This is a genomic window from Streptomyces sp. NPDC054961 (assembly GCF_053609145.1).
The window spans coordinates 1-12,877 of record NZ_JBSGWY010000027.1 but is presented as its reverse complement, the minus strand read 5'-3'; the positions used below and the strand labels follow the sequence as shown (position 1 = coordinate 12,877).

Here is a 12,877-nt window from a genome sequence, read left to right as displayed (position 1 = left end):
CCCCATCACACACCCCCCCCCCCCAACCCCCTATCTTTGGTGTTTTGGGGGGTTGGTTTTTTTTTAAACGCCACGCGCCCCCCGCCGCCGGCGCCCCCCCCCCATTCGCCGCAGACCACCCCCAACGACCCGGCCAGGGCAAAGGCAGGAGCCCCGTCGACCCCGCTCGCGCGGGGAAGACAGGGCTCCTTGGGTACTGCGTTTTCCAACCGCGACCGGTTGGCCCAGGCGACTAGGCCGGGGTGACGTTCTCCGCCTGCGGGCCCTTCGGACCCTGGGTGACGTCGAAGTTCACCAGCTGGTTCTCCTCAAGGGAGCGGAAGCCGGCGGCGTTGATCGCGGAGTAGTGGACGAAGACATCCGGGCCGCCGCCGTCCTGGGCGATGAAGCCGAAGCCCTTTTCAGCGTTGAACCACTTGACGGTTCCGGTAGCCATGAGCCCTCCTATGGGCCAAAGGGTCGCCCTGCTCCAGAACCTGCTAAGAAGTCTGAAAACTACAAAAGCCTGCGGGTCACATTCTCCGCAGGCCTCGTACTGCAAGGGAAACCAAACTGCAACTTGCGTCGAGCCTAGCACGCACCCCGCGGCCGAGACCAGAGGGAAAGATCACGTCACTCGGACGTTTGAGACCCGCCAGACGGCTGACGGAGACAGGGGGGCTAGTCTCGCGATGTGGACGCCTATCGCAGCCGGCCCCGTGTCGGCCACATTCAGTTCCTGAACTGCCTGCCCCTCTACTGGGGGCTGGCGAGAACCGGCACGCTGCTGGACCTGGAGCTGACCAAGGACACCCCGGAGAAGCTCAGCGCGAGCCTCGTCCAGGGCGGCCTGGACATCGGTCCGATCACCCTCGTGGAGTTCCTCCGCAACGCCGACGAGCTCGTCGCCTTCCCCGACCTCGCGGTCGGCTGCGACGGCCCCGTCATGTCCTGCGTGATCGTCTCCCAGGTGCCCCTGGACCAGCTGGACGGAGCCCGCGTCGCCCTCGGATCCACCTCGCGAACGTCCGTACGCCTCGCCCAGCTGCTGCTCACCGAGCAGTACGGGGTGCGTCCCGACTACTACACCTGCCCCCCGGACCTGGGGCTGATGATGCAGGAGGCGGACGCGGCGGTACTGATCGGGGACGCGGCGCTGCGCGCCTCGCTGCACGACGCGCCCCGGCTCGGGCTCGCCGTGCACGACCTCGGGGAGATGTGGAAGGAGTGGACCGGACTGCCCTTCGTCTTCGCCGTCTGGGCCGCCCGCAAGGACTACCTGAAGCGCGAACCGGACGTCGTCCGCAAGGTCCACGAAGCCTTCCTCGCCTCCCGGGACGTGTCCTTGGAGGAAGTCACCAAGGTCGCCGAGCAGGCGGCCCGCTGGGAGGCCTTCGACGCGGAACTCCTGGAGCGCTACTTCACGACGCTCGACTTCCGCTTCGGCTCGGAGCAGCTGGCCGGCGTACGTGAATTCGCGAGGCGCACGGGAGAGACGACCGGCTATGCGCCGGATGTGGCCGTGGAGCTTCTGGCGGTCGAAGCGGCAGGGTATTAGCGAGGCTTATGGCCGTGCGCCTTTCCTTAATCCCGGAAAGGCGAATGTCCCCTTGGGTGGGAATGTGTTCCCTTTTCCTTTCCGGGCCGGTCCCGGCGGACCGTTTCCCCAGGCTCTCCGGACTCCTTGAGGCGTACGGAAGCCGCTGCTACCGTGCCGACTCCTCCGTCGCGGGCCGGGGCGAGGGGTGCGGGGCGGGTGGCTGAAGGGGGTGGAACCCATGGGCGTCACGGCGCTCGTGGCGGGGGTCGCGCTCTGGGGCGCGGCGACCGGACTGTTCGTTCCGCGCGTCGCCTACCGCCTCTCCGTCGAACCGGACAGCCCGTGGCGCTCCTCCTGTCCCTCCGGTCACCCCCTGACGGGCCCGGCCCGCGGCTGGCTGGGCCGCGGGACCTGCCCCCGGTGCGCGGACGTCTTCGCGCCCGCCGGGGCGGCCGTCCTGCTCACCGCCCTCGTCTGCCTCGCCCTCGGGGCCGGGGTCGGCGGGCGTCCCGAACTGTTCGCCTGGCTGCTGCTCGCGCCGGTCGTCGTCCTGCTCTGCCTCGTCGACGGAGCCGTGCACCGGCTCCCCGACGTGCTGACCCTCCCGCTCGCCGCCGCGACGGCCCTCGCGCTCGGCGCGGCCTCCCTCGTTCCCGGCGCCGGCGGCTCCTGGCGGCGCGCGCTGCTCGGCGGGCTCGTCCTCGGCGGCTGCTACGGCCTGCTCTTCCTCATCAGCCCGCGCGGCATGGGCTTCGGCGACGTCAAGCTCGCCCTCGCCGTCGGCCAGATCCTCGGCTGGTACGGGTGGCCCGTCCTGTTCGCCGGCACCTTCACGGCCTTCCTCGCGGGAGCCGTCCACGGCCTCGCCCTGATGGTCCTGCGCCGCGCCGGCCGCGCCACCCCGATCCCCTTCGGCCCCTTCATGGCGGGCGGAGCGCTCGTCGGGGTGCTCTACGCGGGCCTCGCCCTCGGCGCGGGAGCGGGCCTCTGAGAGGCGGCCGCGGCCGCTGCCGTAGGCTGGATCGGTCCGGACCCTTGACACAAGCCGAATGACACAGCCGAAAGGTGACGCCCCGGTGACCGACCAGGCCGATCTCCAGTCTGTCCTCGACCGCGCCGCCGCTGGGGGCCGGATCACGAAGGAAGAGGCGCTCGACCTCTACCGCCACGCGCCGCTGCACGCGCTCGGCCAGGCCGCCGACGCCGCGCGCCGACTCCGCTACGCCGGTACCGAGCACATCGCGACGTACATCATCGAGCGGAACATCAACTACACCAACGTGTGTGTGACGGCGTGCAAGTTCTGCGCCTTCTACGCGGCCCCCAAGGACACGGACAAGGGCTGGACCCGCGACCTCGACGACATCCTGCGCCGCTGCGCGGAGACCGTCGAACTCGGCGGCACCCAGATCATGTTCCAGGGCGGCCACCACCCGGACTTCGGCGTGGAGTACTACGAGCACCACTTCTCCGCCATCAAGAAGGCCTACCCCCAGCTGGTCATCCACTCCCTCGGCGCCTCCGAGATCGACCACATGGCCCGCATCTCCGGCGTCTCGGCCGAAGAGGCCATCAGCCGCATCCACGCGGCCGGCCTCGACTCCTTCGCGGGCGCCGGCGCCGAACTGCTGCCGGAGCGGCCGCGCAAGGCGATCGCCCCGCTCAAGGAGTCCGGCGAGCGCTGGCTGGAGATCATGGAGATCGCCCACGCGCTGGGCGTGGAATCCACCTCCACCATGCTGATGGGCACCGGCGAGACCAACGCCGAGCGCATCGAGCACATCGCGATGATCCGGGACACCCAGGACCGTACGGGCGGCTTCCGCGCCTTCATCCCGTACACCTACCAGCCCGAGAACAACCGCCTCAAGGGCCGTACCCAGGCGACCGTCTTCGAGTACCTGCGCATGATCGCCGTCGCACGGCTCTTCCTCGACAACATCGCCCACATCCAGGGCTCCTGGCTCACCGTCGGCAAGGAGGCGGGCCAGCTCTCCCTGCACTACGGCGCCGACGACCTCGGCTCGATCATGCTGGAGGAGAACGTCGTCTCCTCGGCCGGTGCCAAGCACCGCTCCAACCGCATGGAGATCATCGACCTGATCCGCAAGGCGGGCCGCGTCCCGGCGCAGCGCGCGACGACGTACGAGCACCTCCTCGTGCACGACGACCCGGCGAACGACCCGGTCGACGACCGCGTCGTCTCGCACATCTCCTCCACCGCCATCGAGGGCGGCACGGCCCACCCCGAGCTGAAGCTCATCTCCTCGAACTGACGCGCCGGTGCTGACGATCCACACCGCCGGCCTCCTCGTCACCGGCCCCGCCGGGAGCGGCTCCGCGCCGCTGCCCGGCGGCGCGGTCCTGGTCGAGGGCGACCGGATCGCGAGCGTGGGCCCGTACGAGGAGCTCGCCGCGGCCTACCCGCACGCGCGGGCCCGCCGCTGGCCCGGGGTGCTGACCCCCGGGCTGCTGGTGCGCGGCGGCGACGAGCTGCTGGAGCGCACGTACTACCCGGACGACCCGTACGAGACCGCCGAGCTCGGCACCGGACCGATCAGCGGCCCCGAGGCGCTGGCCGCCCTGAAGATGACCGAGCCGCGCTGGGGCAACAGCGCCCGGCGCGGCACGCAGAAGCTCCTGGCGCGCGGAGTGGTGGCCGTGACCGGCCGGTTCACCAGCCCCGCCGTGCGGACGGCGGTGGTCCGCTCCGGGCTCGCCGTCCTGCCGCCCGCCCCCTACGAGGGCCCCGCCCGCCTGGACCCGTTCGCCGGGCGGGACACGGCGGAGCAGGCCTTCCACGGGATCCTGGAGCCGGGCGCACCGGCCCGGTTCGCGGCCTTCGCCGTGGCCGGTCCGGCGGAGCTCCTGGAGCAGGGTCCGACCACCTGCGTGGCCACGGTCATCGGCGGCAGGCTGCTGCACCGCCGCCGCTGAGCGGGACCCCGGGACGGCCTGCGAGAATGGCCCGGTATCCGCCGGATCCCGCCGGGATCCGTGCCGGAGCACCGCGCGCCCCGCGGGACCACCGTCCCGCAGGACCACCGCGCACCCCGCAGGACCACGCCGAACCATTCGCACCGCACCCGAGGGGCCAATGCCAGTGACCAGCGCTTCCCTGGACAAGCAGCCGCACGAAGTCGCCTCCATGTTCGACGGTGTGGCGGCGAACTACGACCTCACCAACGACGTCCTCTCCCTCGGGCAGGCCCGCCTGTGGCGCAAGGAGGTCGCCAAGGCGGTCGGCGCGCGCCCCGGCCACAAGGTCCTCGACCTGGCCGCCGGCACGGCCACGTCCTCGCTGCCCTTCGCCGCGACCGGCGCGTACGTCGTCCCCTGCGACTTCTCCCTCGGCATGCTCCGCGAGGGCAAGAAGCGCAACCCCTGGCTCCCGCTGACCGCCGGAGACGCGACGAAGCTGCCGTTCAAGGACGGGGTCTTCGACAGCGTCACGATCTCCTTCGGGCTGCGCAACGTCCAGGACACCGACGCCGCCCTGCGCGAGCTGTACCGGGTCACCAAGCCCGGCGGCCAGGTCGTGATCTGCGAGTTCTCGCAGCCCACCTGGGCCCCCTTCCGGACCGTGTACACCGAGTACCTGATGCGCGCGATGCCGCCGGTGGCCCGGGCGGTCTCCTCCAACCCCGACGCGTACGTGTACCTCGCCGACTCCATCCGCGCCTGGCCCGACCAGCCGGAGCTGGCAGCGCTGCTCCAGAAGGCCGGCTGGTCCCAGGTGGCCTGGCGCAACCTGAGCGGCGGCATCGTGGCGCTGCACCGCGGCGTCAAGCGGTAGGACGGGCCACGGCGATGGACTACCAAGCGCTGCTGGAGCAGGTCGCCACCGACATCGCCCCGCTCGTGGGCGCCGGCACCCCCGCCGAGTACATCCCGGCGCTGGCGTCCGTGGACCCCCGGCAGTTCGGCATGGCCATCGCCGACCTCGACGGCAACGTCTTCGGGGTCGGGGACTGGCAGACCCCGTTCTCCGCCCAGTCCATCACCAAGGTCTTCGCGCTGGCGCTCGCGCTCGCCGAGGGCGGCGACAGCCTGTGGGAGCGGGTGGGCCGGGAACCCTCCGGCAACCCCTTCAACTCCCTGGTGCAGCTGGAGTACGAGAACGGCATCCCGCGCAACCCCTTCATCAACGCGGGCGCGCTCGTCGTCACCGACCGGCTGCTGACCCTGACGGGCGACGCGAGCAGCGAACTGCTCGGCTTCCTCCGCGAGGAGAGCGGCAACCCGGACCTCGCCTTCGACGCGGAGGTCGCCGCCTCCGAGCACGAGCACGGGGACCGCAACGCGGCCGTGGCCCACTTCATGGCCTCGTACGGGAACATCGACAACCCGGTGCCGGCGCTCCTCGACCACTACTTCTGGCAGTGCTCGATCGAGATGAGCTGCGCCGACCTCGCCCGCGCGGGCCGCTTCCTGGCCCGCCACGGGCTGCGCGCGGACGGCACGCGGCTGCTGACGCGCAGTGAGGCGAAGCAGATCAACGCGGTCATGCTCACGTGCGGGACGTACGACGCGGCGGGGGAGTTCGCCTACCGGGTCGGCCTGCCGGGCAAGAGCGGTGTGGGCGGCGGGATCGTCGCGGTGGTCCCGGGCGCGTGCACGCTCGCCGCGTGGAGCCCGGGGCTCGACCCGCAGGGCAACTCGGTGGCGGCGGTGGCGGCACTGGACCGGTTCACGACCCTGACGGGGCTCTCCGTCTTCTGACGTGTCCTTCTGACGCCTCGCGCCCGGCGGCCCCGGGGGCCGCCGGGCGTCCCGTCCCGCTCCTACGCCCGCGGCGCCGGCAGGGCCGCCGGCACGTGCGGCAGCGTCAGTTCGTAGCGCCGGCTCGGGGCGCCCGCCGGGTTGGGGAACTCCTCCGCCAGGGTCATGCCCAGGCGCTCCGCGACCGCCACCGACCGGGCGTTGCGGGCGTCGATCATCGCGACCACGTGCGACAGCCCGGCCTCCCGGAGCCGCTCCACGGTCGCCAGCGCGGCCGCGTACGCGTACCCCCGGCCCCACGCCGCACGGCCGAGCCGCCAGCCGATCTCGATCTCGCCGACCGGCCCCCACCCCTTCTCCGCCGGCCACGGCTGGGCCCCGGCGAAGCCGATGACCTCCCCGTCGGCGTCCAGCAGCGTCCACAGGCAGAAGCCGAGACGGGCGTCGTGCATCCGCTGCCGCGCGGTGATCTCCTCGTACAGGGACGGCTCGGCCGGCCCCCCGAGGAACTCCATGACGTCACGGTCGTTGAAGATCCGGTACCACGCGTGCGCGTCCTCGTCCGTGGGCACACGGAGCTGGACGACGGGGAGCGGCCGGGTCGGCGAGGTGGTCACAGTGGGCAGCCCTTCGATTCGCGATCTCTCTCGCTGCATAGACTGCACACGTCTGGTGCCCCCCGGCACCCCATTACGAGCCTTCCGGGAGACCCCGCCGTGACCGAGCCCCTCTCCGAGCACTCCGCGGATGTGATCGTCGTCGGGGCCGGGCCCGCCGGCTCGACCACCGCCTACTACCTGGCCAAGGCCGGACTCGACGTCCTGCTCCTGGAGAAGACGGCGTTCCCGCGCGAGAAGGTCTGCGGCGACGGCCTGACCCCGCGCGCCACGAAGCAGCTGGTGTCCATGGGCATCGACATCTCCGAAGAGGCCGGCTGGCTCCGCAACAAGGGCCTGCGGATCATCGGCGGCGGCCAGCGGCTCCAGCTGGACTGGCCGGAACTCGCCTCCTTCCCCGACTACGGTCTCGTCCGCAAGCGCGACGACTTCGACGAGACCCTGGCCCGCCAGGCGCAGAAGGCCGGCGCCCGCCTCTACGAGCGCTGCAACGTCGGCGAGCCCGTCCGCGACCCCCGTACCGGCCACATCACGGGCGTGCGGGCCAAGCTGGGCGAGGAGAAGACCCCGGTCACCTTCAGCGCCCCGCTGGTCGTCGCGGCCGACGGCAACTCCTCGCGCCTCTCCCTCGCGATGGGCCTGCACCGCCGCGAGGACCGCCCGATGGGCGTGGCCGTCCGTACGTACTTCACCTCGCCCCGGCACGACGACGACTACCTGGAGTCCTGGCTGGAGCTGTGGGACCGGCGCGGTGCGCAGGACCGCCTGCTGCCCGGCTACGGCTGGATCTTCGGCATGGGCGACGGCACCTCCAACGTCGGCCTCGGCATCCTCAACTCCTCCTCCGCCTTCAGGGAGCTGGACTGGCGCGAGGTCCTGAAGGCCTGGTGCGCGTCCATGCCGGAGGACTGGGGCTACACCCCCGAGAACATGACGCAGCCGATCCGCGGTGCGGCCCTGCCGATGGCCTTCAACCGGCAGCCGCACTACACCAAGGGCCTGCTGCTCGTCGGTGACGCGGGCGGTCTCGTCAACCCGTTCAACGGCGAGGGCATCGCCTACGCGATGGAATCCGGCCAGATCGCCGCCGACGTCATCGTCCAGGCCCACTCCCGGGCCACGCCCGCGCTGCGCGAACTGACCCTGCACAGCTACCCGAAGGTCCTCAAGGAGACCTACGGCGGCTACTACACGCTGGGCCGCGCGTTCGTGAAGCTCATCGGCAACCCGAAGATCATGAAGGTCGCCGCCCAGCGCGGCCTGTCCCACCCGGTGCTGATGAAGTTCACCCTGAAGATGCTGGCGAACCTCACCGACCCGACGGGCGGCGACGCGATGGACCGCGTCATCAACGGCCTCTCGAAGGTGGCTCCAAAAGCCTGATCATTCAAGACCGGGGGGGGGGGGCGGGGCGCCGCGGGCCCCCCCCCCGCGCCGCGTGTGGTAGCTGACGAACACTCTCTCACAAAAGTGGGAGAGCGGGGGCGCCCGCCCCCCCGCGCCCGCCCCACCACCCCCCACCCGCCCCCCCCGCCCCGGCGCCCCCCCCCCCCCCCCCCCGGCTCGCGGCGGTTTTACCGTCAGACGTTCACGGTCTTCACCTTCGGTGAGCCGGGAAGCTCCCCGGCGGCCTTGCACAGCGCTGGGATGCGCGACTTGTCGGAAGTGACGAGTAGTACCGGGGGAGTGCACAGCGCGGCCGTGGCGACCACGAGTGCGTCCACGAGGCATTCGTGTCCGTCAAGGCCCGAGGCGTCCAGCAGCTTCGCTGCGGCGGCTGTCACCACGTCGTTGACCGGTTTCACGTCGAACCGGGACAGCAGGAACTGGAGTCGCCTGGCGGCTTCTCCTGTTCGGCGCACCTCCAAGGGAGTCAGTGCGGACAGCGCCACGCGCCGACCGCTCTGCTCAGCGACCTCGATGCGCGCACGCATCCCCTCGTCACCGTCGACGTGCAGCGAAAGTCCTTGGGCGTCCAGGACGAGCGTGCCCTCGCTCTTCGCCTTGATCTTGAGGCGCTTGCTTACCACTCCTGCTCCGCCTGCCGCCGCGCTTCGGCGGAGACGGGGCCGAACGCCTTGCGGTCGGCGGTCACGACCTCGCGGAGCTTCTGCGCGGCGAGCCATTCCTCCAGGGCTTCGGCCACGACGGCGCCTCGTGAGGTCACCGGTCCGTCTGCCGCGCGGGTGTGGCGGGTGGACCGGACGGGCCGGGAGGGCCGGGAGGGCCGCCGTCCGGGTCGCTCGGCTGTCGGGGGATGGCGCGGGGGCCGGCGTACGGGGCCGCGTGCGGGGCCGCGGACGGGCGGTGGACGGTTCGGACGCAGCGGGCCATGAGCAGCAGACCGCAGAGCAGCAGCGTCGCCGAGGCCGTCCAGTCGAGGGTGAGCGTGAGCGGCGAACCGGGCTTCTGCCACGGGCGCGAGGTGGTCAGCAGCCAGCCGCCCAGGGACAGCAGACCGAGACCCCCGGCGGCCGGGAGGGACGTGGGGTCGGCGGTCTGGGCGCCGTGGCCGGGGCCGCGGTCGGGGCCGGAGGCTTCGTCGGACGGCCTGGTGATCACGGATCACCACCTTCTGGCGGGACTCGGGCGGGCTCGCCGGACCTATCTTCGCAGGGCTTCGGCCGGTTCGATACGGGATGCCCGCCAGGCGGGATGGACCCCCGCGAGCAGGCCGGTCAGCAGCCCGACGAGCGGGGCGGCGGCGACCGTCACCGGATGGATCACCGGGGTCCAGTCCCGGACCAGGGACACGGCGACGACGGTGAGTTCGCCGAGGGAGGTTCCCACCAGGCCGCCCAGCGCCCCCAGTGCGGCGGACTCGGTGAGGAACTGCGCCGCCACGTGCCGCCCGCGCGCCCCCAGCGCCCGCCGCAGCCCGATCTCGGCCGTCCGCTCCAGGACCGCGACCAGCGTGGTGTTGGCGATCCCGACCGCGCCGATGACCAGGCAGATCCCGGCCAGCAGCAGGAACAGGGCGCTCAGGTCGGAGCCGACGCCGGAGCGCAGCATCCGCGGGTCCGGCGGCGGGACGGCCTTCAGGTGATCGGGGTGGTCGGGGCGCAGGGCCAGCGGGGCGAGGGCGGCGACCTGGCGGGCGGCCCCGAGACGGGTGGAGATCAGCATGCTCGCCGCGCCCGGCTCCGGCGGGCCCCACATCTCCTCGGCGGTGGCCCGGGGGACGAGGACCGAGAGCAGGTGCTCGGGCCGCCTGCGCACGTCGGAGACGATCCCGGCGACGGTGAACGGCTCCTGACCGATGTACAGGGCGGGGCGGGTCGCGAGGGTGGTGATGCCGAGGCGCTCCGCGACCCCGCTCCCGATGACCACCACGCGCTGGTGGCTCCGCTCCGCGAAGTCGTCGTAGAGCCTGCCCTGCTGCAGGGTCGGCGCGAGGGCGGCCACCGCCCCCGGGGAGGCGGCGACGACGGGGGTGCCGGTGGCGCGGGTGCCGCCGGAGGGGAGCGAGCCGAGCGTGGCCGAGGGGTCCAGGCGGACCGTCCACAGCACCCCGGCGTGCTCGATCCCGGCGACCTGGCGCAGCCGCCGCTCGGCGTCGGCGGGGAAGCCGGGGGCGGCGAAGGGGTCCTGGCGGGCGGCGATGTCCTCCACGGTCACCTCGGTGGCGGTGAGGGAGTTGAAGCGGCCGTCGATCTGCGAGGAGAGGGTGGCGGTCAGTCCGAGGACGGCGACGAAACTCCCCACGCCGAGCACGGTTCCGAGCGCGGTCAGGACGGTCCGCCCGGGCCGGCGCAGCATCCCGGCGACGGCCTCGCCGAGGGCGTCGCGCACGGAGAGCCGCGTGCGCGCGATGCGGGGGCGGCGGGGGGCGGAGGCGGAGGCGGAGGCGGGGGCGGAGCGGGAGAAGGGCTTCACGCGTCCAGCCGCCCGTCGCGGATGGTCACGGTCCGCTGCCCGCGCCGGGCCACCTCGGGATCGTGGGTGATCACGAGCACGGTCAGGCCCGCGCCGTGCAGCGCGTCGAGCAGGGCGAGTACGGAGGCGGCGTTGGCTGAGTCGAGGTTTCCGGTCGGCTCGTCGCAGAGCAGCAGCGAGGGGCGCCCCACGAGGGCGCGGGCGATGGCGACGCGCTGGCGTTCGCCGCCGGAGAGCCGCCCGGGGACGGCGTCGGCCCGGTGCCCGAGCCCGACCTGGCCGAGGGCCTCGCGGGCCCGGACGAGGCGCTCGCGATGCGGCACTTCGGTGTAGAGCATGGCGAGGGTGACGTTCTCCAGGGCCGAGCGGTGGGGCAGCAGGTGGAAGGACTGGAAGACGAAGCCGATCCGGCGCCCGCGCAGGGCGGTGCGCTCGCGGTCCGGCAACGGGGCGGTGTCGATGCCGTCGAGCAGGTAGCGGCCGGCGGTGGGCGCATCGAGCAGCCCGGCCACGTTGAGGAAGGTGGACTTCCCGGACCCGGACGGCCCGACGACGGTCACGAACTCCCCGCGCCGCACGACCAGCTCGCACCCCCGCAGCGCCTCGACGGGCGGCGGTCCGGGATAGACGAGCCCGACTCCCTGGAACTCGATGACGGGCACGTTGATGTCGCAGGCACCGGTGGTTTTGGCACCGGCGTCGCAGGCGCCGGCGGTTCCGGCATCGGCGCTTCCTGCAACGACGTCTCCGGCACCGGCATCGGCGTCGCAGGCACTGGCGCTTCCTGTGCCGACGCCTCCAGCGCCGACGTCTCCAGCAGCGGCGGTTCCGGCACCGAAGACTCCGGCACCGACGCCTCCGGCGGCGTCCTCCGGTGGGGGGCCGGGCCGGCGGACGCGGAACCTCATCCGGGGGTTTCCTTGCGGGCGACGCCGGTGACCACCCTGGTGCCGGGGGCGAGGGAGCCCGGCTCCACCGGGGTGACGGCCACGAAGCCGTCGCCGCTGGTGCCGGTGCGGACCTCGACGCGCCGCTGCGCGCCGTCGGCGGCCACGGCCGTGACGACGGTCCGGCCGTCCGCGCCCGCGGAGACCGCGGTGACCGGGACGACGAGGGCCTCGCCGTCGGTGGCGGCCGACTCGATGGTGAGCCGTACGTCCTGTCCGGCGAAGGAGGCGGGCAACGGCTGGTCGGGTCGGACGACCATCCGGTAGCCGAGATCGGCTCCACCGCCACCGCCACTGGCTCCGCCGCCGGAGACCTGGCCCGGGGCCGGGCCCTGCTGCGGTCCCGAGGGCTGGGCGCTCGACCGTTCGGTGGCGACCGCCGCCACCTTGGCCCGGGCGTCGCTGCCCGCGAGCTCCGAGGAGATCACCACCGTCATCCCGGCGCGCAGCAGCTGCTTCCGGTCGTCCTTCAGGTAGGCCTCCACGACGAGTTCACCGGCGGACAGGGTCAGCACCGGCCCGGACACGGGGGCACCGATCCGTGCGGTGACCGCGCTGACGCGTGCGGGGAAACCTCCGAGGAACACCGTCTCGGCGGCGGGCAGCATCGGCCCGTCGGCGGCCTCGGCCACCGCGAGCGCGGCCCGTGCCTCGACGAGCGACTGCCGGGCCCGGTCGAGGGCCCGCCGAGCCCCGGCGTCCGCCGAGCCACCGGCCCCGCCGGGCCCGCCGGGTCCCGCCTTGGCCGCGGCGATCCGGACACCCGGACCCGCGGGGGCTCCGGCGGTCCCGGCGGTCCCCGCGATCCCGGCGTACCCGCCCGCGTACACCCCCGTGCCGACCCCCGAGCCCGCGAAGCCGCCGGTCCCCGAGCCGGAGCCGCCCGCGCCCGCCATGGCCGCGGCCGTGCCCGTGGCCGTAGCCGTAGCCGTGGCCGTGGCCGTGGCCCCGGAGCGTGCCGCGCCTCCGGCGCTCCCCGTGCCCCCGAGGCTGCCCGTGCCCCCGAGGCTGCCCGTGCCCCCGAGGCTGCCCGTGCCGCCAAGGCTCCCCGTGGCCCCGGAAATTCCGGTGCCCCCGGACTCGGCGGAGCCCCGGCCTCCCGGGTCGGCGGCGCCGCTCGGCCCGGCCCCGGCGCCGGCCCCCGCGGCGGCCCCCCCGCCCGCCCCCGGGCGATTTAAAAACAATGACAGGCCCAG

At 73.1% G+C, this 12,877-nt stretch carries 15 protein-coding genes; 7 read left to right on the top strand and 8 right to left on the bottom strand.

Features of this window, described 5'->3' with window-relative positions; genetic code table 11:
• Positions 1–232: 232 nt before the first annotated feature.
• On the bottom strand, positions 233–436 hold the full coding sequence (locus ACWF9Z_RS23195; protein ID WP_112451444.1) for a cold-shock protein: 204 nt from the start codon (positions 434–436) through the stop codon (positions 233–235).
• 237 nt (positions 437–673) lie between these two features.
• Between ACWF9Z_RS23195 and ACWF9Z_RS23190 the strand changes: the two genes are divergently transcribed.
• The 6 genes from ACWF9Z_RS23190 (at position 674) to ACWF9Z_RS23165 (ending at position 6,241) form a co-directional block, all read left to right on the top strand.
• On the top strand, positions 674–1,537 hold the full coding sequence (locus ACWF9Z_RS23190; protein ID WP_453604790.1) for a menaquinone biosynthetic enzyme MqnA/MqnD family protein: 864 nt from the start codon (positions 674–676) through the stop codon (positions 1,535–1,537).
• Between the two features lie 220 nt (positions 1,538–1,757).
• The gene (locus ACWF9Z_RS23185) at positions 1,758–2,510 is read left to right on the top strand and encodes a prepilin peptidase (protein ID WP_453604789.1); all 753 of its coding nucleotides are present in this window, start codon (positions 1,758–1,760) and stop codon (positions 2,508–2,510) included.
• A gap of 85 nt (positions 2,511–2,595) precedes the next feature.
• Positions 2,596–3,795: a cyclic dehypoxanthinyl futalosine synthase gene (gene mqnC / locus ACWF9Z_RS23180; RefSeq protein ID WP_453604940.1), complete on the top strand. Its 1,200-nt coding sequence runs from the start codon at positions 2,596–2,598 to the stop codon at positions 3,793–3,795.
• A 7-nt stretch (positions 3,796–3,802) separates the two neighbouring features.
• Positions 3,803–4,456, top strand: a complete 654-nt coding sequence (locus tag ACWF9Z_RS23175; RefSeq protein ID WP_453604787.1) for an imidazolonepropionase-like domain-containing protein — start codon at positions 3,803–3,805, stop codon at positions 4,454–4,456.
• 166 nt (positions 4,457–4,622) lie between these two features.
• On the top strand, positions 4,623–5,315 hold the full coding sequence (locus ACWF9Z_RS23170; protein ID WP_453604785.1) for a demethylmenaquinone methyltransferase: 693 nt from the start codon (positions 4,623–4,625) through the stop codon (positions 5,313–5,315).
• A 14-nt stretch (positions 5,316–5,329) separates the two neighbouring features.
• Positions 5,330–6,241: a glutaminase gene (locus ACWF9Z_RS23165; RefSeq protein ID WP_453604783.1), complete on the top strand. Its 912-nt coding sequence runs from the start codon at positions 5,330–5,332 to the stop codon at positions 6,239–6,241.
• Between the two features lie 62 nt (positions 6,242–6,303).
• Here the strand turns inward: ACWF9Z_RS23165 and ACWF9Z_RS23160 are convergent, their stop codons facing one another.
• Positions 6,304–6,897 (bottom strand): GNAT family N-acetyltransferase, encoded by a 594-nt coding sequence (locus tag ACWF9Z_RS23160; protein ID WP_453604781.1) that lies wholly within the window; start codon positions 6,895–6,897, stop codon positions 6,304–6,306.
• Between the two features lie 60 nt (positions 6,898–6,957).
• Between ACWF9Z_RS23160 and ACWF9Z_RS23155 the strand changes: the two genes are divergently transcribed.
• Entirely contained in the window at positions 6,958–8,241 is a 1,284-nt protein-coding gene (locus ACWF9Z_RS23155; protein ID WP_453604779.1) for a geranylgeranyl reductase family protein, read from the top strand.
• Positions 8,242–8,438: 197 nt separating this feature from the next.
• On the opposite strand, the gene ACWF9Z_RS23150 is transcribed toward ACWF9Z_RS23155, so the two are convergent.
• The 6 genes from ACWF9Z_RS23150 to ACWF9Z_RS23125 all read right to left on the bottom strand — a co-directional run bounded on the left by ACWF9Z_RS23150 (position 8,439) and on the right by ACWF9Z_RS23125 (position 12,577).
• Positions 8,439–8,888, bottom strand: coding sequence for a DNA-binding protein (locus tag ACWF9Z_RS23150; RefSeq protein ID WP_453604777.1), 450 nt, complete (start codon positions 8,886–8,888; stop codon positions 8,439–8,441).
• Positions 8,882–9,025 (bottom strand): hypothetical protein, encoded by a 144-nt coding sequence (locus tag ACWF9Z_RS23145; RefSeq protein WP_453604776.1) that lies wholly within the window; start codon positions 9,023–9,025, stop codon positions 8,882–8,884. The genes ACWF9Z_RS23150 and ACWF9Z_RS23145 overlap by 7 nt, the downstream gene beginning before the upstream one ends.
• Entirely contained in the window at positions 9,022–9,420 is a 399-nt protein-coding gene (locus tag ACWF9Z_RS23140) for a hypothetical protein (RefSeq protein ID WP_453604775.1), read from the bottom strand. The genes ACWF9Z_RS23145 and ACWF9Z_RS23140 overlap by 4 nt, the downstream gene beginning before the upstream one ends.
• Before the next feature lie 42 nt (positions 9,421–9,462).
• A complete protein-coding gene (locus ACWF9Z_RS23135) occupies positions 9,463–10,734 on the bottom strand; it encodes an ABC transporter permease (protein ID WP_453604774.1) in 1,272 nt (423 codons plus the stop codon).
• Complete coding sequence (locus tag ACWF9Z_RS23130; protein WP_453604938.1) at positions 10,731–11,402, bottom strand: ABC transporter ATP-binding protein; 672 nt, start codon at positions 11,400–11,402, stop codon at positions 10,731–10,733. The genes ACWF9Z_RS23135 and ACWF9Z_RS23130 overlap by 4 nt, the downstream gene beginning before the upstream one ends.
• Before the next feature lie 236 nt (positions 11,403–11,638).
• A complete protein-coding gene (locus tag ACWF9Z_RS23125; RefSeq protein ID WP_453604772.1) occupies positions 11,639–12,577 on the bottom strand; it encodes a hypothetical protein in 939 nt (312 codons plus the stop codon).
• Between the last annotated feature and the right edge of the window lie 300 nt (positions 12,578–12,877).

Coding starts and splice junctions, on each gene's coding strand:
- ACWF9Z_RS23160 (WP_453604781.1), bottom strand. CDS start 6,897: ATGCAGCGAGAGAGATCGCGAATCGAAGGGCTGCCCACTGTGACCACC.
- ACWF9Z_RS23185 (WP_453604789.1), top strand. CDS start 1,758: ATGGGCGTCACGGCGCTCGTGGCGGGGGTCGCGCTCTGGGGCGCGGCG.
- ACWF9Z_RS23195 (WP_112451444.1), bottom strand. CDS start 436: ATGGCTACCGGAACCGTCAAGTGGTTCAACGCTGAAAAGGGCTTCGGC.
- ACWF9Z_RS23165 (WP_453604783.1), top strand. CDS start 5,330: ATGGACTACCAAGCGCTGCTGGAGCAGGTCGCCACCGACATCGCCCCG.
- ACWF9Z_RS23125 (WP_453604772.1), bottom strand. CDS start 12,577: ATGGCGGGCGCGGGCGGCTCCGGCTCGGGGACCGGCGGCTTCGCGGGC.